The sequence below is a fragment of the Gordonia rhizosphera NBRC 16068 genome (assembly GCF_000298195.1).
Classification (GTDB): Bacteria; Actinomycetota; Actinomycetes; order Mycobacteriales; family Mycobacteriaceae; genus Gordonia; species Gordonia rhizosphera.
This window is the reverse complement of record NZ_BAHC01000245.1, coordinates 75,464-98,473: the sequence shown is the minus strand read 5'-3', so window position 1 is coordinate 98,473 and position 23,010 is coordinate 75,464. Positions and strand designations below refer to the sequence as shown.

The following is a 23,010-nucleotide window of genomic DNA, read 5'->3' as shown; positions in this document are numbered from 1 at the left end:
CCTTCACGGCAACATCGCGCGGATCGCGTCGATGGTGTCGGCCTCGGCGGCGGTCTTGTCCGGCCGGTAGCGGACGACGCGGGCGAAACGGAGTGCGACACCACCGGGGTAGCGCGAGCTGCGTTGCACACCATCGAGTTCGATCTCGACGACGATCTCCGGCCGCAGGTACACGGTGTGCCCGTCGCGGCCACTGGAGTGTTTCGGGAACTCATCGGTCTGCCAGGCGAGCAACGCGTCGGTGAGCCCCTTGAAGGTCTTGCCGACCATGATCGGCGATCCCCCGTCGGGGTCGCGGGCGCCGAGATGCAGGTTGGACAGCAACCCGGTCCGGCGACCCGACCCCCATTCCGCGCCGAGGACCACCAGGTCGACGGTGTGGGTGGGTTTGATCTTCTGCCAGGCCTTTCCACGCCGGCCGGCGGCGTACACCCCGTCGAGCGACTTCGCCATCACTCCCTCGTGCCCGGCGGCCAACGCATCGTCGAAGAAGCGCTGGGCCGCGTCGACATCGGGGCTGCGGACCGACGGTATCCGCAGCGCCGCGGCCACGGTGTCCAGTGCGGCGAGCCGTTCGGCCAGTGGACGGTCGATGAGATCGACACCGTCGAGATGAAGACAGTCGAAGAAGAACGGCCGCAGCAACCCGGCCGGGTCGTCGCCGTGCTCTGCGGCCGACCCGAAACGACTCATCGTGTCCTGGAAGGGGCGTGGCCGACCGTCGGCGTCGAGGGTCAGCGTCTCACCGTCGAGTATGACGGTCTCGCAGTCGAGTTCACGCACCACCGCCACGACGTCGGGTACCGCGGCGGTGATGTCGCGCAGGCTGCGGGTGTAGACGGCGACGTCGTCGTGGCGTCGGTGGACCTGGATGCGTGCGCCGTCGAGTTTGTAGTCGATCACCAGCTCCGGTCCGAGCGAGGTGACCGCGTCGGCCAGCGAGTCGGCCGGGGTGGCCAGCATCGGCGCCACCGCGCGACCCACCTCGAGGCCCACCGCGCCGAGAGCCTCCGCACCGCCGAACACCGCGAGCGCCGCCGTCTGCGGGAGCGATCCGGTCAGCATGTGCGCCCGCCGGACCAGATCGATCGGCTGCCCCGCCGCATCGGCGATCGCGTCGGCCATGACCCCGGCCAGTGCGCCTTGCCGCAGTTCGCCGGTGAGCAGGCGGCGCAGGAAGTGTTGTTCGGATTCGTCTGCCCCGCCGAACAATTCGAGTAGCAGCTGTTTGCGTTCCGCCACCGACCCCGGCCCGGTCGCCGCCGCCAGCCGGGTGAGCAGATCGTCGACACCCGTCACGGTCAACGTCGGTTCCCCGGCGGGTGCGGCGTCGAGCGCCATGAGCGAACGCCACCCCACGCCGATCCGGCCCTGCCGGGTGACCCCGGTCAGCCACGCCACCACGGTGGGGATCTCATCGGGTGCGCAGTCCCTCAGCAGCGCTCCGAGTTCGGTCGTCTTCTGTTTGCGGGATCGGGTCGCGGCGACCGCCGCCGACGTCGCGACAATACGTGCCAGCCTCATCGGGACTCCCCGGTGTCGGGCTCCTCGGCCACCGCGTCCGGGTATGCCGCCTCGAAGGCACGGACCGCGGCGCCGACGGTGGGGAACACGTGATCGGGATCGAGGTCGGCGAGCAGTCCCTCGGTGAACAGGGTGCTCTGCAGCTCCGGATCGACGCCGGCGAGGATGAAATGCGCGTGATGGGAGTGCACGTAGGAGATCAGATCACCGAGCACCGACGATGCGGAGTAGTCGACGTCGCTGATCGCGGTGCAGTCGAGTACCAGCCACCGCACCGGGTCGGGCGCCGCACGGATGAGGTCCATGACATCGTCGGCGAATCGTCCGGCGTTGGCGTAGAACAGGTCCGCGTCGTAGCGGAAGAGGATGAGCCCGGGCAACGACTGCAGTCCGGGCCGGGCCGGCTGGTAGTGCCGGGCGCGGCCGTGCTCGCTGACGCCCACGACGAATCGTTCGGGCCGATACTGGCGGCGGATCATCTCGAGCAGCGAGACCACCATCGCGGTGAGGATGCCGGTCTGTACACCGAAGAGCACCACGACGACGGCACTGAACACCGCGATGCCGAACTCGATCTTCCGGATTCGCCACATGCGGCGGTAAGCATGCAGATCGATGAGGTTGACCGCGACCAGGAACACGATGGCCGACAGGACCGCATGCGGTAGGTCCTCGATCAGCCCGGCGAGGAAGATCACCACCAACAGGGTCACGCCGGCCATGGTGATGTTGGCGACCTGGGTGCGGCCCCGCTCCTCATCGAGCAGTTGGGTCTTGGTGGGACTGCCGTTGACCACGAAGGTCGAACTCAGGCCGGCGATCAGGTTGGCCGCCGACAGCCCGACGATGTCCCGGTTGACGTCCGCGATATCGCCGTGTTTCTGCGCGAAACTCCGTGCGGTCGCGGCGCTTTGGGCGAGGATCACGATCGCGCAGCCGACCGAGACGGTGACCGCGCTTGCGATGTTGTCCCACGACAGTCCGGTCGGCAGCCCCAGATGTGGCAGCCCGCCGTCGAGGGGGCCGACGACGTCGAGGTCGTCGGCCCACCCGAACGCCGCAACCAGGATGATCGACCCGGCGACCACCATGATGGCGACCGGGAATCGGGGCGCGAATCGCCGCGCCCCGATCAACGCCACCAGGGTGACGGCAGCAAAAGCCGCAGAGCCCCAATCGATCGACCCGAGCTCGGACAGGAACGCCGACCACCGATCCCAGACGTGCCCGTCGCTACCGGGCACGCCGAGCATTCCCGGGATCTGGCCGGTGAGCACGCTGATCCCGGTGCCGGTGAGGAAGCCGACCAGGACCGCCGTCGATAGGAAATCGCCGAGGAAACCCAGCCGCAGCAGCCGCGCCACCACCAGGATCCCGCCGGTCACCAGGGCGACGATGCCCGCCCACGCCAACCATTCCGGTGAGCCCGGTGTCAATCCGGAGATCCCGAGTCCGGCGATGCCGGATGCGAGCAGCGCGGCCGTCGCGGAATCGGCGCCGACGACAAGCAGCCGCGACGACCCCAGCAGCGCGAAGGCGATGGTCGGCAGGATGATCGTGTACAGACCCGCCACCACCGGGACCTTCGCGATCGAGCTGTAGCCCATGCACTCCGGGATCGCCACGGCCGCCAGCGTCACGCCCGCGACGATGTCGGTCCGCAACCACCGCCAGCGGTACCCGTGCAGCCACGGCGGAACCACCAGCTGAAGTGCCCGCGGCCGGGTGGCCTCGACCGACACCGGGGCCGATCCGCTCATTGCGGCAACGTTACCGGCTCACCCGGTGAGGCCACCGGCAATGCCGCACGGTTTCAGTGCCCGCGCTTGATCCACTCCTCGAGATGCGGGGCCTCCTCGCCGACGGTGGTGCCGTCGCCGTGCCCGGTGTAGACCTTGGTCTCCGGGTCGAGGGTGAGGATCTTGTCGCGGATGGAGTCGATGATCGTCGGGAAGCTCGAGAACGAGCGACCTGTCGCACCGGGACCACCGTGGAACAGGGTGTCGCCGCTGAACAACACACCCGCCTCGGGTGCATAGACCACACACGATCCGGGCGAGTGGCCCGGGGTGTTGATGACCTTCAGCGACGTACCCGCGACATCGATGGACTCGCCGTCGAACAGCTCCCCATGTGCGACACCGGGATGCGTTTCGTTCCACAGCATGTCGTCGCCAGGGTGCAGCAGGATCGGCGCACCGGTGGCCTTCGACAGTTCGGGGGCGACGGTGATGTGGTCGTTGTGCCCGTGGGTCAGCACGATCGCCTTCACCGTGCGGTCCCCGACGGCGTCGAGGATCGGCTTCGCCGAATGCGCGGCGTCGATGATGACCACCTCGTCGTCGTTGCCGACGAGCCAGATGTTGTTGTCGACATCCCACGTGCCGCCGTCGAGCGAGAACGTACCCGAGGTGACGACGTTGTCGATGCGGATCTTCGCGGTCACGACTTGATCTCCACCACCGAGCGCAGCACGTTACCGGCCTTCATCGCGTCGAAGGACGCCTCGACGTCCTCGAGTCCGACCCGCTCGGTGACGAACTTCTCCAGCGGCAGACGACCCTGTTCGTAGAGGTCGATGAGCATCGGGAAGTCACGCTCGGGCAGGCAGTCGCCGTACCACGACGACTTGAGCGCTCCACCGCGGGCGAAGAAGTCGATCAACGGCATCTCGAGTGTCATCTCCGGGGTCGGCACACCCACCAGCACCACGGTGCCCGCCAGGTCACGCAGGTAGAACGCCTGCTTGTAGGTTTCCGGGCGACCCACCGCGTCGACCACGACGTCGACGCCGTTGCCGTCGGTCAGGTCCTGCACCGCGGTCACGACATCATCGACCTCGGTGCCGTTGACGGTGTGCGTCGCGCCGAGATCCTTCGCCCACTCGAGCTTGGCCGCGTCGCGGTCGATGGCGATGATGGTGGTGGCGCCGGCCAGGCGTGCACCGGCGATCGCGGCGTCGCCGACACCGCCGCAGCCGATCACCGCGACCGAGTCACCGCGACCGACGTTGCCGGTGTTCATCGCGGCACCGAGTCCGGCCATGACGCCGCAGCCCAGCAGTCCGGCGACGGCGGGATCGGTCTCGGGATTGACCTTGGTGCACTGTCCCTCGTGGATGAGGGTCTTCTCGATGAACGCGCCGATGCCCAGCGCCGGGGTCCAGTTCGGTGCCGTCGGTCAACGTCATCGACTTGCTCGCGTTGTGGGTGTTGAAGCAGTACCAGGGACGGCCCCGCTTGCAGGCGCGACATTCACCGCACACCGCGCGCCAGTTGAGGACGACGAAGTCCCCGACCTCGACATGGGTGACCTCGGAGCCGATGGTCTCCACGATGCCCGCGGCCTCGTGGCCCAGCAGGAACGGGTATTCGTCGTTGATGCCGCCCTCTTTGTAGGCCAGGTCGGTGTGGCACACGCCGCAGGCCTGGATCTTGACGATCACGTCCCTGGGCCCGGGGTCGGGCACCACCACATCGACGACCTCGGTGGCAGCGCCCTTGCTGCGGGAGATGACTCCCTTGACCGTTTGCGACATTCCGCTTCAAACCTCTCCGTAACGCCCGGTCACCGGTGGGTGACCCGTACCCAACACAGTGTTGTGGCACAAAACCACCCGTGCATCCGTCCGAAGGGATGGTTTTACCTAGCCGAAAGTACAACTGCCGATCGGTGCCGGCCGAGGCGCGCTGACCGTGGGATTTCGCCGACGGCACGCAATCGGTCAGCTCGCGGTGATCCCGGCACGCGCCGCCAACAAACCCGCCTCACCGCGATTCGTCACCCGCAGTTTCTGCAGGATGGCCGCGACGTGGAACTTGACGGTGCTCTCGCTGACGCCCAGATCGGTGGCGATCTGTTTGTTGCGACGGCCGAGTGCGAGGTGGCCGAGCACCTCGACCTCCCGCGGGTTGAGCGCGGACAGCAGATCCTCGCCCGGCCTCGCGCCGGGAATCGCCAACGGCAGGTGGACGGCGACACGGCTCCCCCAGCCCGGGATCGACTCCACCTCGAGACGGCCGTCAAGGGTCTGGAGTCGTCCCGCGAGCTGTCGCGCAAGGGCGTCGGAATCCACCTCACCGGCGCCCTGGTCACGGACGTCGAGAACCAGTTCGTCGGGCCGGCAATCCCAGGCGATGCGGAGTCGGGCGAGTCGGCGCTCGGCGCCGAAGGCGACCGCCGCCGCTCGGACGATCGCCCGTGCGGCGTAGGCGATCTCGCCTGGCAACGACCGGTTCTCGCCGGTGGGCGGGACATACTCGACGTCGATGTCCAGATGCCGGAGGACGGGTTCGAGTTCCTCTTGCATCCGCCCGAAGGCCGTGGCGAGGGCCTCGGTGGCCAACTTGCGGTCGGTGTCACCCACCCCGCGCAAGGCGATGAGCGCCGACGATGCGGCGTCGGCGGCGGCGCTGCGAGCCGTCCGATCATCGAGGTCGCGGGCACGGAGGGTGCCGAGGATCGATGCCAGGGTGTCCTCGTGGGCTTCGGTGAGCTGCGCGATCGTCCGGGCGCGTTCGCTGGAGGCGGCCCGCGATTCCGCAAGGTAGTCCGGACTGGCCTGCGACACCTGCTGCCGGATCGAGGTCGCGACGATTGCGAACCACGACCGCATCAGATCCTCGGATACGCCCACCGCCAGACCCGCGGTCCGGGCCGGCCGGACCGCGGTCTTCGGCAGCACGACGAGCAACGTGTCGGTGTCGTCGAGCACCGCCCGGATCGGACGTCGAGCCCCGCCGACCACGGCGTCGATCCGGGTGATGGCGTCCCGGCGCGCATCGCCCTTGACCACTTCGAGCTCATCGATGGTCACCCGCTCGACGATGGCCGAATCACCGGCGACCTTGCGCGGCCGGCCGGTGCATTCACGGGTGAAGATGATCAGCGCGTCGTGAGGCCACACCCGGGTGAGGAACCGGGAGAAGCGCGTGGCGATCTCGGGCAGTGGGCCGTCGATCACCGCACGCAACTCCTGCCACTGCCGGATGGCGGGATCGACGACCTCGTCGGCTCCCGCCTCGACCACCGCGTCCGACACCCGCTGTCCTCCGCTCCTAGGTTCTCCCAGAATCCGAGGGTACCGGCGTCACCGACGGGCTCAGTGGTCCACTCAGTAGGTGATCAGCGGCTTGACGATGTGGTCCTCCTTGTTCGACATCATCTCGAACGCCCGCTCGACGTCGGCGAAGGCGAATCGATGCGTGGTCATCGGGGTCGGATCGACCTTTCCGGTGGACATCAGCGTGAACAGCCGCCGCATGCGGTCGCTACCGCCAGGACACAGGCCGGTGCGGATCGTCTTGTCCCCCATACCCAACCCGAACGCCGGCAGGTCCAGCTGCAGCGGCGCCGGGTTTTCGCCGTGATAACCGATGTTCGACAGGGTGCCGCCGGCCTTCAGGCACGCCAGGGCGGCCTCGAAGGTCTGGGGGAAGCCGAGGGCTTCGATGGCCCCGTCGGCTCCGATACCGCCGGTGAGATCCATGATCTGCTCCACCGGGTCGCCCTTCGTGAAGTCGACGATGTCGTCGGCGCCGTAACGCTTGGAGAGTTCGATCCGTTCCGGTATCGACTCGACGGCGATGATACGGCCCGCACCAAGCAGTTTCGCACCGATCGTCGCGCACAGTCCCACCGCACCCTGGGCGAAGACCACCACCGTGTCGCCGATGCTGATCTGCGCATGCTCGGCACCCATGATCCCGGTGCTCAGCATGTCGCACGCATAGACGGCGGCCTCGTCGGCCAGGTCGTCGGGGATGGGTGCGAGATTGGCCCGCGCAGCAGGCACCAAGAAGTACTCGGCCATGTTGCCGTCGACCTGAGCGGTGTACTTGTAGCCACCGAGCATGCCGCCGCACTGGCTGGTGAATCCACGCTGGCAGTAGGAACATTCGAAACACGGGGTCACCGCGTTGACAGCGACGCGCTGACCTTCGGTGAATCCGGTGACCGCGGACCCCAGAGCGGCGATGACACCCACCGATTCGTGTCCGAGGGTCCGCCCGTTCTCCACCGGGAGCGCACCCTTCACGGTGTGCACATCCGAGGTGCAGATCAGCGACGCAGTCGTCTTGACCAGCGCCTCGTTGGCACCCGGTGTGGGAATGGGCTTTTCGATGATCGATGTCTTGCCGATGTCGAGCATCGTGAAGGTGTTCATTGTTCCGGACATCGATGTCCGTCCTTTCAGCTGTTCAAATTCTGGTAGAACGCGGTCTCGAACTCCATGTACTTGGTGAAGGATGTCGCGTCACCGAACGGCAGGATCTGCGTCGCCCAGAAGCCGCCGTACCCGTTTGCGCGGTCGATCCAGTAGAAGAGGTTGGCCAGGCCGGCCCAGCCCTGCGCACCGGCCGGCCGACCCGTCGGCGCCTCCTCGTTGTTGATCATGAAGGCCAGAGACCACGATTTCGATTGCCCGGGAAAGAATTCCGCATCGTTCGACAGCGACGGGATCACCCCGGGCAACATCGTGACCGACAGATCGCCGAGGTGATTCTGCACGGCCATCTGGACCGTCTCGGGTTGCAACACCCGACCATGTTCTCCTGCACCGTCGTTGAGCCACATGCGGATGAATTTCATGTAGTCGCCGACGGTTCCGTAGAGCCCGTGCCCGCCGAAGTCCACCTCGGGCGGCGACGGCAGTTCCAACCCCATCGGAGTCAGTGACCCATCGGCGTTGCGCGCGTGGATCTCGGCCAGCCGCGACCGGAAATCTTCTCGCAGGATGAAACTCATGTTCTCGATACCGAGCGGTCCGAAGATCCGCTCGTCGAACACATCGCCGAGTCGCTTGCCGCGCAACCCCTCCACGACCTGCCCCACCCAGTCGATGTTGGTGCCGTACTGCCAGCGTTCACCCGGGTCGAACAGCAATGGAGTGGTCAGCGCGGCCATGGTGGCCGTTATGACGCTGGGCTGACCTTTCTCCTCCGCGAGGCGCAGGTAGACCTCGTCGAAGAAGTCGTAGCCGAAGCCGCCGGTGTGTGTGAGGAGTTGACGCGTCGTCGGCACCGATTTCGGCGCGCGGAGGATGGGTTCCCCCGAGCCGTCGAAACCGTCGATCACCTGGAGTTCACCGATCGCGGGCGCGTAGTCGCTGGCCGGCCGGTCGAGGTCGAGTTTGCCCTCCTCCACCAATTGCAGCGCCGCGGTCGCGGTGATCGCCTTGGTGGTGGAGAAGATCGCGAACACGTCGTCGACGGTCATCTCCGCCGGCCCGTCGATGCGGCGCAGTCCCGCGGCACCGGTGTAGATGTTCTGCTCTCGGTCGGTGACCATCGCGACGACGCCGGGGACGCGCGCGTCACCGGTGGTCGCGGCGGTCAGGATCGAGTCGGCGGCCGCGCCGAATGCGGCCCTGTCCACGGCGGGAGATGTGCTGGTCATTCTGACACCACTTTCTTGGAGTGTGATCTGCATCATAGTTGTTCAGGAGAGCGCGAAACCCTTGTATCCGGCGGCCGCTGCCTCGAGAGTGGCCTCGCGATACGCGCCGACACCACCGACGTAGGAGAGCACCCGGCGTGGTTTGCCCGGCACATTCGACCCGACGTACCACGACGACGTCTTCGAGATGAGGTTCTCGTCGGCGAGTTCGTCGTGGTGGGCGACCCACGCATCCTGCCCTTCTTTGGTGGCTTCGATGACGGATTTGCCGTTGGCCCGCAGGTGGCGGATGGCCTCGTCGATCCACTCGGTCTGCTGCTGCAGACACGTGGTCATGTTGCACAGTGCCGCCGACGGCGCGAGCGGCACAGCGGTGGTCAGCATGTTCGGATATCCGTGCACCATCAGGCCCATCGTCGTGCGGATGTCGGTGAACCAGTCCTCCTTGAGCGACCGGCCGCCGCGGCCCCGGATGTCGATCCGCGTCAGGGCACCGGTGCCGGCGTCGAAACCGGTCGCCATGATGATCACGTCGAGTTCGTGCAGAGTGCCGTCGGCCAGCACGATGCCTTCCCGCACGATGCGCGCGATCGGGTTGTTCTTGACCGCAACCGGGGTCACGTTGTCGCGGTGGTAGACCTCGAGGTAGTTGGACTCCAGGGGCACGCGGTGGGTGCCGAACCCGTAGTCGCTCGGGATGAGCAGTTCGCACAGTTCGGGGTCCTGCAGCCGTGCGCGCATCTTCTGCCGGACGAATTCCGAGACCTCTTCGCTGACCTGCTCGTCGGAGAAGATCTCCGCGAACGACGCCAGCCACAGCTTCAGCGATCCGTCCTCGTAGCAGTCCTCAAGCCTGGTTTGCCGCTGTTCGGGGGTGAGATCCGCCCAGGCGTCGGTGAAGTCGTATTCGAACCCGGTGAAGGTGGTGGGCAGGTTCTGCTGCAACTCGTCGAACCGCGACTTGTACCACTGCACCTCGCCGGGTCCATAGCTCGGATTCTTCATCGGCAGCGCGTACTGCGGGGTTCGGATGAACACCTTCAGGTCGCCTACCTCGTCGGCGATGGTCTGGATGACCTGGATGCCGGTGGCGCCGTTGCCGATCACGCCGACGCGTTTGCCGGCGAGGTCCACCTGCTCCTTCGGCCAGCGCGCGGTATGCCAGATGTCGCCCGCGAAATCGCTCTGCTCGTCGAAGAGATCGGCCATGGGGGCCGACAGCATGCCGCAGCAGGTGATCAGGAACTGGGTGTCGATGGTCTCACCCAAGTCGGTGGTGACCGTCCAGCGGTTGGTGTCCTCGTCGAACACCGCGCGCTCGATGGTGGTGTCGAACTGGATGTCGCGTCGCAGATCCAGCGAATCCGCGACGTAGTTGAGCCAGTGCTCGATCTCGGCCTGTCCGGGAAAGCGTCGGCTCCAGCTCCAGCCTTTGTACAGGTCCTCGTCGAACAAGTACTGATAGATGTAGGCCTCGGAGTCGAACTTCGCGCCGGGGTACCGGTTCCAGTACCACGTGCCGCCGACTCCGCTCGCGGTGTCGTAAGCGCGAACGTCGAGCCCCTGTTCGCGCAGCATATGCAGTTGATACAGGCCGGCCACCCCGGCCCCGATGACGAGTGCGTCGAGAGTTCTGGTTGCCATGGGAGATCTCCTTGCGGTGTGACGTCGAACACGTGGCAGACATTGTTGGTGCTGTCCCAAGAGGTCTCGACGTCCCAAATTGGGACAGTCGACCTGACCGGTGAGCGCTGGTCGACCACCGTCGGGTTCTGGATAATCGACTGTGGCCCGCCTCACAGGAGGCCGGTGACCGGCGAAAGGAGTTCCGACGACGATGTCCGACCTGCGGGAGCTCCAACTTCGAATCGCCGCAGCTCGAGCCGACTTCCTGGAGTACGGCCCGTTGGGTGCCGCAGGCGTCGGGGACGTGGTCGCCGCGTCCTGGGCGCGCAGTCAGTCGGCCGGCGTCGACGCGGACCGGTATCGCGTCATCTATCACGAGGACATTGATTTCGATTCGCGGCTGGCGCGATGCGCGCGACCGGTGATCACCCGACTGACCGACGACATGTCCGACGTCCCGGTGACCATCGCGTTGACGGATTCGCAGGCTCGGATCATCGACCGGCGCGATTGTTCCTCGGCGGTCGGCCGGGTCCTCGACCGTGTCGACTTCCAGCGCGGATTCTCGTTCGAGGAGAGCGGCTGCGGCACCAACGGGGTCGGCACCGCATTCGAGATCGGCGGTCCGGTCAGCGTGGTGGGCTGCGAACACTTCAATCAGTCATTGATCCAGTTCGCCTGCACCGGCGCGCCGATCTTCGATCCGCTGACCGGTCGCGCGGTCGGCGTCCTCGACGTGAGCATGCTCGCCGAGAGCTGGACGACGCTGGTCGAGGCACTCGTCCGGTCGGCGGCCGCCGAGATCAGCCGCAACCTCCTCCTCGACCGCAGCCAGGCCACCCGTGCGCTCTTCGAGACGTACCTGCGCGCCGACGCCCGCCCCCGACAGTCCGTGATGGCCATCGGCGACACGCTGATGGTTAACGAGCATGCCCGCGAACTGCTCTCCCCGGACGAGCAAAACACTGTCGCGCAGTACGCGGAGTTCCTGATGTCCAAGCAGGATCGTGGAGTTCACACGGTGACACTCGAGACCGGGCGGACCATTCGCATGCGCACCAACTGCATCACCTGCAACGGGGATGCGGTGGGCATGGTGCTGCTTCTCGACGAGGTGCGGGGGGCCTGCGGTCTGGGCGCCCCGTCGGCCGTTAACCGACCCGGCCGAATCGCGCTGCCCGTGGCGTCGTCGCGCGAGATGCGCAGCCCCGCCTGGGCCAAGGCCCTGGCCGAGACCACCGAGGCGCTGGCGGAGCGCACGGCGGTCCTGGTGCTCGGCGAACCCGGCACCGGACGGTTGTCGCTGATCTCCGACGCCTTTGGCGAACTGCACGGGTCGTCGCCCGTGGTGATCGTCGATGCCGTCCGGGTGGAACGGGGCGAACAGGTAGCGATGCCCGCGACGGACATCGACGGACCGGCACTGCTCGTGGTCCGCCACCTCGACCGGATCGGGCCGTCCGGACATGCCGAGATCGCGTCGATGATCGCGCGGGCGACCGAGACCGGCCATCACATCGCAGCGACAGCCGAGCCGATCGACGGTGAGGTGGTGGGCTCCTTCGCCGACCTGCTCCACCACTTCGGGTGCTCGGTCACCATCCCGCCGCTGCGGCTACGCGGCCCCGACCTTCCGCATATCACCGACCGGATCATGAAGATCCTCTCGCCACATCGGCATGCACGGATCAGCCCGCAGGCGTCGCGAATCATCGCCGCGTTCTCGTGGCCGGGGAACATCACCCAACTGCGGGAGGCACTCGAGACCGCACTTCGTCGCCGACCGGTTGGCGAGATCCAGGCTGCGGATCTTCCGGGGTTCTGTCGCAGCAGCACAACCCGCGCGCTGACCCCGCTCGAGGCCACCGAACGCGATGCGATCGTCAACGCCCTCGAGGAGGCCGACGGCAACCGCATGCGGGCGGCGCACGCGGTGGGGATGTCACGTAGCTCGCTCTACCGCAAGATGCACACGTACGGCATATCCGGGATCTGACCCGGCTGACATGCCGACCCAGTCTAGTGGTCGAGCGCCTGTCGCAGCTGCGCCTTGTTCATCGTCGAGTAGCCCTTGACCCCTTGGGCTTTGGCCTGCGCCTTGAGTTCGGCGACGGTGGGTCCGCTGCGGGTCGACTTCGCCGACGGAGCTTCCGGCGCGGGTCCGGCGGTGTCCGTGGTCGACCGTGACGTGGGGGAAGTATCTGCGGCGGGCCAGTTCGCCACGGCTTTCTTGGCCGGCGACTCCGACTCTGCCGCGACCTTCTTAGCGGCGGCAGGCGGTGGGACCGCGGGTTTCGGGGCCGCGGGTTGTGGGGCCTTGGATTCTGGGACCGCGGGTTTCGCTGCCGGGGTCTTCGACGCAGCGGTCCTCGGGGCCGCGGGTTTCGGTGCGGCCGAGCGTGGTGCCTCGGCTCGCGGAATGACCGGTTTGGCCGGTTCGGTGACCCGGTGCGACGGATGATCCTTCTGCTGCGTCGGTTTCGGATGATCCGTTGACACGGGCTTCGTGTCGGAGTCCTTGTCACCCGAGCCTTTATCGCCCGAGTCCTTCTTGCTCTTGCCCCGCTGCCCGATGAACTTCAGTAACTCCGCACGCGCCGACGCGGCCTCCCGCTCGGCCCGCTTGACTCGTTTTCGAAGCTGCTTGTCGACGTTGGCGAGCTCGTTGGTCAACATTTCGATCTGCGCCTCGAGCTGACCGATCAACTTGTTCTTCTTCGCCATGTCAGGCTCCGTTCGTCGTGAGCACCTGGGTGAACAGGGTAGTCAGCGAAACACTCGGGATCGGGCAGCAACACGACAGATCGGACGCTCCTCAACCCTGGGCCGCGACCTCCGCCTGGTATTTCATCGTCATGTGCTCGACCGCCTCCATCTGTTTGGCGGCGTGACCCTCACGGACCTGGCGCGCACGTGAGGCCGCGTCGAGCAGCGGCTGTGCCTGCCCCTGGAAGTGCGGGAACACCTCCTGGGTGAACAGTTCCAACGATCGCTTCGTGTTCGCCGGATTCGCCCAGTCGTGGCCCATCAGCAACATGCATCCGAAGCCCTTGGACTGATCCCACAGTCGCTGGACCTGTGCGCGCGCCTGCTCCGGGGTCCCGATCACCCCGATGCCCGACTCCTTGATGAAATCGATCATCTCGCTGAGTCGACTCCCGGACACCGCCATCTGCGGAAACGCCGCGACGTGCTGGAAGTAGTCGAACCACTCCTCGATGCCGTACTCCACCTGCTTGACGGCCTCGGCCTCGGTCTCCGCGATGTGGAACGGGCCGACGAGGCGCCACTGCGAACGGTCGACAGTGGTGTTGTGCACGGTGGCGCGCTCCTCCATCACGTTCCAGTGATGGGCAAGAGCATCAAAACCGTCGGCGGACAGCGTGGCACCGATCGACAGGAGGCCGAGGCCGTAGGAGCCGGCAAGCCGCGGCCCGGTGGGTGAGGCGACCGCGGCCAGCGCGATCTCGATGCCGTCGGCCGAATACGGCGCCAGTTGCAGCTGGGCATCGATCAACTCGTGAGTCCGGGTCTTGGCGCTGACGGTCTCACCGCGCAGCAGGCGCACGACGATGTCGAGGTTCTCCGACAACAACTCACGGGTGTCGGTGGGATCGAGCCCGATCATCGCCGAGTCGGTGGGCAGCGAACCCGGGCCGATACCGAACACCGTGCGGCCACGCGTCAGGTGATCGAGTTGCATGATGCGGTCGGCCGCCCACAGCGGGTTGTGATACGACAGCGACGTCACGCCGGTGCCGAACGTGATGCGTGGTGCCCGCTGTGCCGCGGCGGCGATCATGATCTCCGGCGACGCGATGATCTCGCTCCCGGCCGAATGGTGTTCGCCGTACCAGACCTCGTCGAACCCGAGGACATCGAGATACTCGGCCATCTGGAGGTCGCGCTCGAGTGCCGCGGTCGGATTGCGGCCGGGGACGTGAAACGGGGCCATGAAGTAGCCGAAACGAAGCCTGCTCATCGGTGGATATCTCCTGCTGGTTCGCGATCTGGCGTCGTCTCGGCCAGGTCGATCGGGTGAAACGGATCGGGCACACCATAGACAGAGGTGTGACGTGAGACACAGTGCACCAAAGTGGACAGTTGAGCCCCTGTTCACGTCGGCCGCTATATTGGTCAGGGTTATGACGTGGCTCACACCAGGAAGCGCGATGGGTGCGGTGGCGACACGGCCGTCCCTGCCCAGCGACGAGTACGACCACATCTTCGCCGTGCTCGACCACTGCGGCACGGCGAGAACGCTCGATGAGTTCAAACACGCTTTGATGGATGCGCTGCACACCGTCTATGGCTTCCCGAACACCACGTTCCTGACCGGCCCGACCTTCCGGACGGCCTTCGCCGACCCCGACCCGGTGACCACCGGCCGCATCCCCGCGATCATCGACGAGTACCAGTCGGGGTGGTATCAGACCGACGTGTTCGCGACCCCGGAGTCCTTCGCCGCGCTGTCGTCGACCCACGCGATCGCGCACACCGAATTGCCGAGCATCCCGTCGTCGGCGCGCGACTACCTCGACGGATTCCTCTACCGCAGGTCCTTGCGCAGCGCGTCGGTGATGCACCTGAACCTCGTCCACGACTGCCATGCCCTCGTCGGCATCTTCGACTCCGCGGGCAAGGAGGTGGCACCCGTGCGCGTGCAGGCGCTCGGCCTGCTGGCCCGCCAGCTGTCGACCCTCGCGCGCACACTGCCCGGCAATCCCTGCCCGTCGTGGTCGGCGCGGCTGACCCCACGGCAGTGCGAGCTCGGCGAACTGCTCGCCGACGGGCACACGAACGAGGAGATCGCCTCGATCATGGCTCTCGGTGTGGACACGGTGAAGAAGTACGTCAGCCGGATCTTCTCGATCACCCGTGTCCGCAACCGCGCCGAGTTCGTGAAGCTCGTCTACACCGAGCGTCTCGCGGCACTCACCGCCTGACCTGCCCGGTTCTTCCCCGGCGGCTTTGCTACGGCAGCAGGCCCTGGCGCCGCGCGGACACCACCGCTTCGAGTCGGGTGGACGCGCCGAGCTTGTTCATCGCGTCCTTCACATAGCCCTTGGCCGTCTGCACACCGATCCCGAGTTCCTCGGCGATGCGGGCGTTGCCGTGTCCGAGCGCGGCCAGTGCCAGCACATCCTGTTCGCGTCCGGTCAGCGACACCGCCGGTACGGTGGCGCCCACGTCGTCGAGCAGCGTCTCGGTGATGCGCTCGAGCTCCGACGCCAGCGTCTGGTCGTCGACGGTCCGCTCCAGCAGCCGCAGCCGGCTGTACGCCTGCGTCAGTCGATCACGCAGTTCGTTCATCTCCGACGACGACCCGGCCGCCGCGGTCACGCGCGCGGTCACGATCTGCTGTTCCAACGCCCGCGCCTCCGCGGCGAGCACGTCGAAGGTGCGGCTGCCGATCGGATCGTCGGTATGCAGCGCACCGTAGAGCACGGCGACGGGCCGACGGTCCACGATGACCGGTGCGGCCGCCATCGCCCGCAGTCCCTCGGCGGCGATGATCGCGTTGTAGCGATGGGTGATGTTCGGGGTGCGGAGGTAGTCGTCGACGACGACGGGCCGGTTGACGCTGATGACCTTGCCGCCGAGACCGTGCCCGATGTCGACCGACACGCCCGACAGCGCACCGACCGTGTTGCCGACGAAATGCTCGAGCCGCACCGCCTGCCGACCCTTCGTCGCGCCCGCCGACACCATGCCCGCGAAGGCCAGGGACACGCCGCTGACGCGCCGCACACGACGCAGTGCGTCCACGACCAAGGTCGCCTCGCTCATGTCGCCTCCCGTCGCCGCCCCCTCTTCAGGGGGTGTTCTGTGCACTGTCCAGATCGCACAATGTGACCCAGCTTACCTGCCGACCAGCGACAATAGGGACCTGCTGCCCGGCCGCACAAACCGAGGATCAACGATGACGCAGACCGCACCCACGCCCGCCGACCACGCCTCCATCGACGAGATGCTCGCGAACTGGCTCACCACCTTCGGCGGCCCCGACGCGAACGCCGCCGAACTGCTCGTCGACCGTCACGACCCGACTACGGTCGCGTTCACCACCATCGACGTCGACGGCGACGATCTCGTCACCGTCGATCTGACCTACGGCGAACTCGCCGAGGCGTCCAAACGGTTCGCCACCGCGCTGGCCGGGATGGGTGTCGGGCGCGGCGACACCGTCGGTGTGCTGATGGGCAAACGCGCCGAACTCGTCGTCTCGCTGCTGGCCATCGCACGACTCGGCGCCGTCTACATTCCGCTGTTCACCGCGTTCGCGACACCCGCGATCGAGATGCGGCTCACCGGTGGCGGTGCCCGCGTCGTGATCACCGAACCGAGCCAGGTCGCCAAGCTCGACGGCATCGAGGGCATCACCACCGTCGTCGCCGGCGAGCAGTTCGACGGCTTGGTCGCCGGTGCCGAGCCGATCGCCGAGTCCGTCGCGGTGGGCGGCGACGGCACGCTCATTCTCCTCTTCACCAGCGGTACCACCGGCGCGCCGAAGGGGGTGCCGGTGCCGGTGCGGGCGCTGGCGGCCTTCTGCTGCTACATGCATTACGGTCTCGACGTCTCCGCCGACGACGTGTTCTGGAATGCCGCCGATCCGGGCTGGGCCTACGGCCTCTACTACGGGGTACTCGGGCCGATGGCCATGGGTCGTCGCAACCTGTTGCTGCACGCCGGTTTCTCGGCCGAACTCACCGCCCGCATTCTGCGCGAGCTGGGTGTCACCAACTTCGCCGCCGCACCGACCGTCTACCGCACGCTGTCCAAGGACGTCGCGTTCTCCGGGTTCGATCTGCGGCGCGCGTCGTCGGCGGGTGAACCCCTCACCCCGGACGTCATCGACTGGGCACGCGACGCCCTGAACTCCGAGGTGCGCGATCACTACGGGCAGACCGAGCACGGCATGTTCGTGAACAATCACTGGCACCCGGACGTCGCCGAACCGCTGGTGCCGGGTTCGATGGGCAAACCGATGCCTGGGTTCGCGGTCGGTATCGTCGACGGGCAGATCGCGATCGACGTCGAGAACAGTCCGCTGATGTTCTTCACCGGCTACCTCGACGCCCCCGACAAGACCGCCGCACGGTTCACCGAGGACGGCCGCTGGTATCTCACGGGCGACACCGGCCGGATGGACGACGACGGCCGCTTCTTCTTCACGGCCCGCGATGACGATGTGATCATCATGGCCGGCTACCGGATCGGCCCGTTCGACGTGGAGAGCGTCCTGATCACCCATCCGTCGGTGGTCGACGTCGCCGTCGTCGGCCGGCCCGACGATCTGCGCGGCGAGGTCCTCGAGGCGTTCGTGGTGCTCGCCGAGGGGCTCGTCGGCGACGACGACCTCGAACGTGAACTGCAGCAACTGGTGAAGACCGGCTTCGCCGCGCACGCCTACCCGCGGACGGTGCACTTCGTCGACGCGTTGCCCAAGACGCCCAGCGGCAAGATCCAGCGGTTCATCCTGCGCAAACAGGATTCCTGAGGCACGGACAATTGCGGACCGGAGTTGTCCGCAAGCCTGCCTATTGTGGTCCTCAGCAGGCATTGAACCGGCGGCGAGAGGACCACGATGGCCGGCACCTACACCCACGTCACGCTTTCGGTCGCGGTCAGCGGCGAGAAGGAGGATGTGCTCACGCTGCTCGCCGATCAGCGGGCGATGTTCAAGATCACGCTGCGCGGGCTGACCGAGGAACAGGCCCGCCAACGCACGACGGTCAGCGAACTGACCCTGGGTGGGCTGCTCAAACACCTCACCTGGGGTGAGCAGGCCACGCTGAAGGATCTGCGGGAACGCGACGAGAACGCCGAGATCGACCTGAGCGAGCTGGCGGGCAACCACGAACTGCTCGATGGCGAGACCGTCGCGCACTACCTGGCCGAATACGACCGAGTCGCAGCCGAACTCGAGGCCTACGTCGCCGAGACGAGCCTCGACGACCTGATCCCGCAACCGACCGCGCCGTGGCAGCCGGAACGTGAATGGTGGACGGTCCGCAAGATGCTGCTGCACCGGCTGCGGGAGACCGCACACCACAGCGGGCACGCCGACATCATCCGGGAGTCCCTCGACGGGCAGACCACGATGGCCGCACTCTTCGAGGAGACTCCGTCGTCATAGGTCCTCGGTGTGGCGGCCTCAGCTCAGACCTAGCCGACTCCCGAGGCCGCCGACTCGCTGCGGTCCCCGGTGTCGGCGCCGGTGTCCAGCAGCGACACCTCGATCGGGACACCGGTCATGTTGGCCATTCCCGCCAGCCGCTCGAGATCCTCCGGGTCCGACGAGATCAGGGCGTTCACGTTCGCGCCGCCGCTGCCCAGGTCGGTGGCGGCCGCGGCGTTGGCGCGGGTCCAGCCGCCGGATCCGTTGTGGCCCCAGCCGTGCGGGATCGCGACGACGCCGGCCTTCATCTCGTCGGTGATCGTCACCGGCAGCTCGATCTGACCGTACGCCGACCGTACCGTCACGAGGTCACCCTCACCGATGCCGCGCTGCCGGGCGTCGTCGGGGTGCATGCGGGCGGCGTGTCGTCGCCCGCCGCGCAGCAGCAGCGGGGCGTTGTGCTGCCAGCTGTTCTCCGAGCGGATCTCACGCAATCCGATGAGCCGCAACGGAAGCCGCGGATCTTCGACCGGCTCGAGGCGGTCGAGTTCGGCGAGGATCTCGGGGGCGTCGAGGCACACCCGGCGGTCGCGGTGGGTGATGAGCTTACGTAACCGTCCCGGGGTCAGATGGTCGGCGACGATGACGCCGTGCGGGTTCTCCTCGACCAGACGACGGTAGGTGAGGCCACCGCGCCGCAGACCGAATCGATTGCCGCCCTGACTGATCCGGACCACGAGATCGGAGAGCCGCTCCGGCGTCCACCGGGCACCGAGCTTCGCCGACGCGACGTCGAGGGCATGCAACGCACCGATGAGCGGGGAACGCCGACCGATCGCGCCCATCAGCTCGGTGACGACCGTCCACTCCTCGCGTGCCTCTCCGCGCGGTGAGATCACCGGATCGGTGGCCTGCCGGAACGGAGTGGTGAACAGCATCTGGAACGGCAACAGGAAGTCGCCGCGTTCGTACATCGTGGTCGCGGGCAGGATGTAGTCGGCGTGGGCGTTGGTCTCGTTGCGATAGATATCGAGCGACACCATGAGATCGAGTCCGTCGAGCGCCGAACTCAATTCGGCGCCGTTGGGCACCGAGAGCACCGGGTTTCCCGCGCTGACGAACAGAGCACGCAGCTGCCCCGTTCCGGGCGTGGTCATCTCCTTGGCCATCACCGACGCCGGCGCGGTGCCCAGCACTTGCGGCAGGTCACCGACCCGGCTGCGTCGTCCCGCCCAGGTGAACCCCGGGAATCGTTGCAGGGCAGAGATACCGAGTCGTTCGCCGGGGACACCGAGATCGCCGAACATCGACCCGCCGACGGTGTCGAGGTTGCCGGCCACCAGATTGACGATGTCGAGCAGCGCCGTGGTGAGCGTGCCGGTGCGGCCCAAGGAGGTACCGATGCGGCCGTAGATGGCGGCGCGTTCGGTGGTCACCAGGGTGCGCGCCATGTCGCGGATCGTCTCGGCGGGTACGTCGGTACGGTCCGCGACGTCCTCCGGAGCGAACCGGGCGACCACACGTTTGAGGGTCTCGATGCCGGAGGCCTGCTTGGTGATCCGGTGTTCGTCGGCCAGACCCTCGTCGAACATCACGTGCAGCAGCGCCAGCAGTAGCAGGGTATCGGTGTCGGGGACGATGGGCAGCCACTCGAATTCGCGGGCGGTCTCGGTCCGCCGCGGATCGACGACGACCACCCGGCCGCCTCGGGCTTCGATCGCCTTGAGCCCGTCGCGGATTCGGGGTGAGCTCATCACGCTGCCGTGCGACACGATGGGATTGGCACCCATGATGACCAGATAGTCGACCCGGTTGATGTCCGGGATGGGCGCGGCGACGGGATTGCCGTAGAGGAAATGGCTGGCCGCGAAGCGGTTGTTCACGTCCTGCGATCCGGCCGAGTAGACGTGTGGGGTACCCAGCAGGGTCGTGAAGGTCGCGGTCCACATGGTGTGGCCGGTCGAGAAGGTCGCCGGGTTGCCGAAGTACCAGCCGATCCCCGATTTGCCGTGCCGGTCGTACACGGCACGCAGCTTCGCCCGGATCTCGGTGAGCGCGGTCTCCCAGGAGATCTGTTCGAACCCACCGTCGGCGGTCTTGCGCAGCGGGTGCAGCACCCGGTCGGGGTCGTTGACGATCTCGGCGAACGCGATGCCCTTCGGGCAGGCGAAACCCTTCGACAGCGGATGCTGTTTGTCGGGGCGCAGTTCGATGAGCCGATCGTCCTCGACGGTCGCGATCATCCCGCAGAGCGGTTCGCAGATCCGGCAGTAGGTGACCTTCTCCTCGCGCATGAGTGCTCCCTGGTCGTGCGGCTCACATCTGACAACAAGTGTTGCACGATAGCTGCGCCCTCGGAAAGTCCGTTCCTCCCCCGGTTCCCTGTTCGTCCGCTGGCTGCAGGGCACGGATGAACGCAGGTCCGGGGGAAGAACGCGGAGGCTCAAACTCGCTCTTCGCGGACCTCGTCCAGCAGCGTCGACATGTTTCCGTGGGGCAACCGATCCGCTCGGATGTCGCGCAATGTGCCCGGCTCCTGTGCGGGCACCAGAGGGTTACGCCGTAGCTGCGCTGTCGTGAGCACCTCGAGAGCGGGTATCCCAACCGGTTCGTCGGCCAGCAGCGGAATCACCGCATAGCGGGAGGCGTGGCGACCGCGCACCCTGTCGATCTGATCGATCTCGGCGGCGGCCCGCCGTCGAAGCAACGGGGTCGCGGGTGCCGCGGCGGCCACCGAATTGTTGATCACCCACGCCCAGGGACGGATACCGGCTCGTTCGAGATCGCCCTGGAGTTCGGCGGCTTCGAGGACCGGCGTGGTCTCGGCGAGGGTGACGAGCAGAACCTTGGTCTGCCTCGGGTCCTGCAGGCGCATGAGCGGCGTGGTGAAGTGCGCACCGTCGCCCATCTGACGGGCGATCTCGCGATGGTAGGAGCCGGTGGCGTCCATCAGCAGCAGGGTGTGCCCGGTCGGAGCGGTGTCGACGACGACGAACTTGCTGCGCGATTCGTGGATGACCCTCGAAAAGGCCTGGAAGACGGCGACTTCCTCGGTACAGGGCGAGCGGAGATCCTCGGCGAGGGTGGCTCTCCCCTCCTCGTCGAGGTGGGCGCCCTTGGTCGCCATCACGCGGTCACGGTAGGTGCGGCTGGCCTCGGCGGGGTCGATCCGCGACACATGCAGGTGCTCGACACCACCTTGCAGCGTCTCGGCCAAATGTGCGGCGGGATCGGTGGTGGTCAGGTGGACGTCGTGGCCCCGTTCGGCGAGAGCGACCGCGACCGCGGCGGCGACGGTGGTCTTACCGACCCCACCCTTGCCCATACACATCACCAGGCCATGGCCGTCGCGCTCGATCTCGTCGACCAGCGCACGCAGCGGTGCGTCGGCCACGTCCGGCACCGCCGCGGGGTCGGCGTCGACGAACTCGGGAACCGCGTCGGCGTCGAACAGCGTCGACAGGGCATCGACGCCGACCATGTTCGCGGGCTTGAGTTCGATACGGTCCTGCGGCAGCGCACTCAACGCCGCGGGCATGTCGGCGAGTGCGGTCTGCTCGCGCCGGCGGACCGCCCCGGACAGCGCATCGTCGGAGCCGCTCGGGGCGGGCATGACCGCGTTCACGACGACGAAGGGGCGGGTCATCCCGAGGGCGGCCAGTTCGGTGTGGGTGCGTTCGATCTCCCGCAACGACGACGGCCCCGGACGCGCGACCAGTACCAGGCGGGTGCGCTCGGGATCGGCGAGGGCGGCCACCGCGGCGGCGTAGGTGGCCTTCTGCTTGTCCAGCCCGGCCAACGGACCGAGGCACGACGCGTCGCCCTTACCCGTCTCCAGAAATTCGGTCCAGTTGCCGGGAAGCTGCAGCAGCCGGATGGTGTGCCCGGTGGGCGCGGTGTCGAACAGGATGTGGTCGAAGCCGGCGATCGCGCCGTCGTTGTCGGTGAGCAGTCCGGTGAACTCGTCGAAGGACGCGACCTCGGTGGTGCACGAGCCCGACAGTTGCTCGGTGATCGATGCGAGTGCGGATTCGGGCAACAGACCTCGCACCGGGCCGATGATGCGTTCGCGGTAGTCGTCCGCGGCCTGCTCGGGGTCGATCTCCAATGCCGACAACCCGGGAACCGACCCGATCTCGGTGATCGTGTTGCCGATGGTGACGCCGAAAACCTGTCCGACGTTGGAGGCCGGGTCGGTGGAGACCAGCAGCACCCGCTTGCCGGCGCGGGCCAGCCGCAGTGCGGATGCGCAGGCGATCGACGTCTTGCCGACCCCGCCCTTGCCGGTGAAGAACACGAACCGCGGCAGATCGCTGAGGAACTGCGGGGCACTCATCGGA

16 protein-coding genes and 1 pseudogene are annotated in these 23,010 nt (G+C 67.1%); 4 read left to right on the top strand and 13 right to left on the bottom strand.

The genetic code is table 11. The annotated features are described in order from the left end of the window. Positions 1-3: 3 nt before the first annotated feature. From GORHZ_RS28545 to GORHZ_RS28510, 8 genes and pseudogenes are all read right to left on the bottom strand, one after another. Positions 4-1,524 (bottom strand): ATP-dependent DNA ligase, encoded by a 1,521-nt coding sequence (locus GORHZ_RS28545; protein WP_006339432.1) that lies wholly within the window; start codon positions 1,522-1,524, stop codon positions 4-6. Then, positions 1,521-3,284 (bottom strand): SulP family inorganic anion transporter, encoded by a 1,764-nt coding sequence (locus GORHZ_RS28540; protein ID WP_006339430.1) that lies wholly within the window; start codon positions 3,282-3,284, stop codon positions 1,521-1,523. Before GORHZ_RS28540 ends, GORHZ_RS28545 begins: the two co-directional genes overlap by 4 nt. Before the next feature lie 53 nt (positions 3,285-3,337). Further along, the gene (locus GORHZ_RS28535) at positions 3,338-3,970 is read right to left on the bottom strand and encodes an MBL fold metallo-hydrolase (protein ID WP_006339428.1); all 633 of its coding nucleotides are present in this window, start codon (positions 3,968-3,970) and stop codon (positions 3,338-3,340) included. After that, a pseudogene (locus tag GORHZ_RS28530) lies at positions 3,967-5,062 on the bottom strand (S-(hydroxymethyl)mycothiol dehydrogenase). Before GORHZ_RS28530 ends, GORHZ_RS28535 begins: the two are co-directional and overlap by 4 nt. A 186-nt stretch (positions 5,063-5,248) precedes the next feature. Continuing rightward, a complete protein-coding gene (locus GORHZ_RS28525) occupies positions 5,249-6,565 on the bottom strand; it encodes a helix-turn-helix transcriptional regulator (RefSeq protein ID WP_006339424.1) in 1,317 nt (438 codons plus the stop codon). A gap of 72 nt (positions 6,566-6,637) precedes the next feature. Next, positions 6,638-7,702 carry an NAD(P)-dependent alcohol dehydrogenase gene (locus tag GORHZ_RS28520; protein ID WP_006339418.1) on the bottom strand — a complete coding sequence of 355 codons (1,065 nt, stop codon included), beginning with the start codon at positions 7,700-7,702 and terminating at the stop codon, positions 6,638-6,640. A 14-nt stretch (positions 7,703-7,716) separates the two neighbouring features. Then, positions 7,717-8,922 (bottom strand): methyl acetate hydrolase AcmB, encoded by a 1,206-nt coding sequence (gene acmB / locus GORHZ_RS28515; RefSeq protein ID WP_006339416.1) that lies wholly within the window; start codon positions 8,920-8,922, stop codon positions 7,717-7,719. Between the two features lie 42 nt (positions 8,923-8,964). Continuing rightward, on the bottom strand, positions 8,965-10,566 hold the full coding sequence (locus tag GORHZ_RS28510) for a flavin-containing monooxygenase (RefSeq protein WP_006339414.1): 1,602 nt from the start codon (positions 10,564-10,566) through the stop codon (positions 8,965-8,967). Between the two features lie 193 nt (positions 10,567-10,759). On the opposite strand from GORHZ_RS28510, the gene GORHZ_RS28505 reads away from it, so the two are divergent. Then, positions 10,760-12,544, top strand: a complete 1,785-nt coding sequence (locus GORHZ_RS28505) for a sigma-54-dependent Fis family transcriptional regulator (RefSeq protein WP_006339412.1) — start codon at positions 10,760-10,762, stop codon at positions 12,542-12,544. A gap of 23 nt (positions 12,545-12,567) precedes the next feature. Here GORHZ_RS28505 and GORHZ_RS28500 read toward each other — a convergent pair whose 3' ends face one another. Together GORHZ_RS28500 and GORHZ_RS28495 are read right to left on the bottom strand one after the other, a co-directional pair. Next, the gene (locus tag GORHZ_RS28500; protein ID WP_006339410.1) at positions 12,568-13,272 is read right to left on the bottom strand and encodes a hypothetical protein; all 705 of its coding nucleotides are present in this window, start codon (positions 13,270-13,272) and stop codon (positions 12,568-12,570) included. A gap of 91 nt (positions 13,273-13,363) precedes the next feature. Continuing rightward, positions 13,364-14,530 carry an LLM class flavin-dependent oxidoreductase gene (locus GORHZ_RS28495; RefSeq protein WP_006339408.1) on the bottom strand — a complete coding sequence of 389 codons (1,167 nt, stop codon included), beginning with the start codon at positions 14,528-14,530 and terminating at the stop codon, positions 13,364-13,366. A 190-nt stretch (positions 14,531-14,720) separates the two neighbouring features. On the opposite strand from GORHZ_RS28495, the gene GORHZ_RS28490 reads away from it, so the two are divergent. After that, positions 14,721-15,494, top strand: coding sequence for a helix-turn-helix transcriptional regulator (locus GORHZ_RS28490; RefSeq protein ID WP_006339406.1), 774 nt, complete (start codon positions 14,721-14,723; stop codon positions 15,492-15,494). 28 nt (positions 15,495-15,522) lie between these two features. On the opposite strand, the gene GORHZ_RS28485 is transcribed toward GORHZ_RS28490, so the two are convergent. Further along, positions 15,523-16,338, bottom strand: coding sequence for a LuxR C-terminal-related transcriptional regulator (locus GORHZ_RS28485; RefSeq protein ID WP_006339405.1), 816 nt, complete (start codon positions 16,336-16,338; stop codon positions 15,523-15,525). A 133-nt stretch (positions 16,339-16,471) separates the two neighbouring features. Between GORHZ_RS28485 and GORHZ_RS28480 the strand changes: the two genes are divergently transcribed. After that, positions 16,472-18,049: an AMP-binding protein gene (locus tag GORHZ_RS28480; RefSeq protein ID WP_040533941.1), complete on the top strand. Its 1,578-nt coding sequence runs from the start codon at positions 16,472-16,474 to the stop codon at positions 18,047-18,049. Between the two features lie 87 nt (positions 18,050-18,136). Next, entirely contained in the window at positions 18,137-18,688 is a 552-nt protein-coding gene (locus tag GORHZ_RS28475; RefSeq protein WP_006339403.1) for a DinB family protein, read from the top strand. Positions 18,689-18,717: 29 nt separating this feature from the next. Here GORHZ_RS28475 and GORHZ_RS28470 read toward each other — a convergent pair whose 3' ends face one another. Together GORHZ_RS28470 and arsA are read right to left on the bottom strand one after the other, a co-directional pair. Beyond that, on the bottom strand, positions 18,718-20,964 hold the full coding sequence (locus tag GORHZ_RS28470) for a molybdopterin-containing oxidoreductase family protein (RefSeq protein WP_006339402.1): 2,247 nt from the start codon (positions 20,962-20,964) through the stop codon (positions 18,718-18,720). A gap of 149 nt (positions 20,965-21,113) precedes the next feature. Further along, positions 21,114-23,006: an arsenical pump-driving ATPase gene (arsA, locus tag GORHZ_RS28465; protein ID WP_006339401.1), complete on the bottom strand. Its 1,893-nt coding sequence runs from the start codon at positions 23,004-23,006 to the stop codon at positions 21,114-21,116. Between the last annotated feature and the right edge of the window lie 4 nt (positions 23,007-23,010).

Bases quoted from the DNA above. Each gene is read 5' to 3' on its own strand.
- GORHZ_RS28520 (WP_006339418.1), bottom strand. From the start codon at position 7,702: ATGTCCGGAACAATGAACACCTTCACGATGCTCGACATCGGCAAGACA.
- GORHZ_RS28475 (WP_006339403.1), top strand. From the start codon at position 18,137: ATGGCCGGCACCTACACCCACGTCACGCTTTCGGTCGCGGTCAGCGGC.
- GORHZ_RS28485 (WP_006339405.1), bottom strand. From the start codon at position 16,338: ATGAGCGAGGCGACCTTGGTCGTGGACGCACTGCGTCGTGTGCGGCGC.
- GORHZ_RS28510 (WP_006339414.1), bottom strand. From the start codon at position 10,566: ATGGCAACCAGAACTCTCGACGCACTCGTCATCGGGGCCGGGGTGGCC.
- GORHZ_RS28470 (WP_006339402.1), bottom strand. From the start codon at position 20,964: ATGCGCGAGGAGAAGGTCACCTACTGCCGGATCTGCGAACCGCTCTGC.
- acmB (WP_006339416.1), bottom strand. From the start codon at position 8,922: ATGACCAGCACATCTCCCGCCGTGGACAGGGCCGCATTCGGCGCGGCC.
- GORHZ_RS28545 (WP_006339432.1), bottom strand. From the start codon at position 1,524: ATGAGGCTGGCACGTATTGTCGCGACGTCGGCGGCGGTCGCCGCGACC.
- GORHZ_RS28540 (WP_006339430.1), bottom strand. From the start codon at position 3,284: ATGAGCGGATCGGCCCCGGTGTCGGTCGAGGCCACCCGGCCGCGGGCA.
- GORHZ_RS28480 (WP_040533941.1), top strand. From the start codon at position 16,472: ATGACGCAGACCGCACCCACGCCCGCCGACCACGCCTCCATCGACGAG.
- GORHZ_RS28505 (WP_006339412.1), top strand. From the start codon at position 10,760: ATGTCCGACCTGCGGGAGCTCCAACTTCGAATCGCCGCAGCTCGAGCC.
- GORHZ_RS28500 (WP_006339410.1), bottom strand. From the start codon at position 13,272: ATGGCGAAGAAGAACAAGTTGATCGGTCAGCTCGAGGCGCAGATCGAA.
- arsA (WP_006339401.1), bottom strand. From the start codon at position 23,006: ATGAGTGCCCCGCAGTTCCTCAGCGATCTGCCGCGGTTCGTGTTCTTC.
- GORHZ_RS28490 (WP_006339406.1), top strand. From the start codon at position 14,721: ATGGGTGCGGTGGCGACACGGCCGTCCCTGCCCAGCGACGAGTACGAC.
- GORHZ_RS28495 (WP_006339408.1), bottom strand. From the start codon at position 14,530: ATGAGCAGGCTTCGTTTCGGCTACTTCATGGCCCCGTTTCACGTCCCC.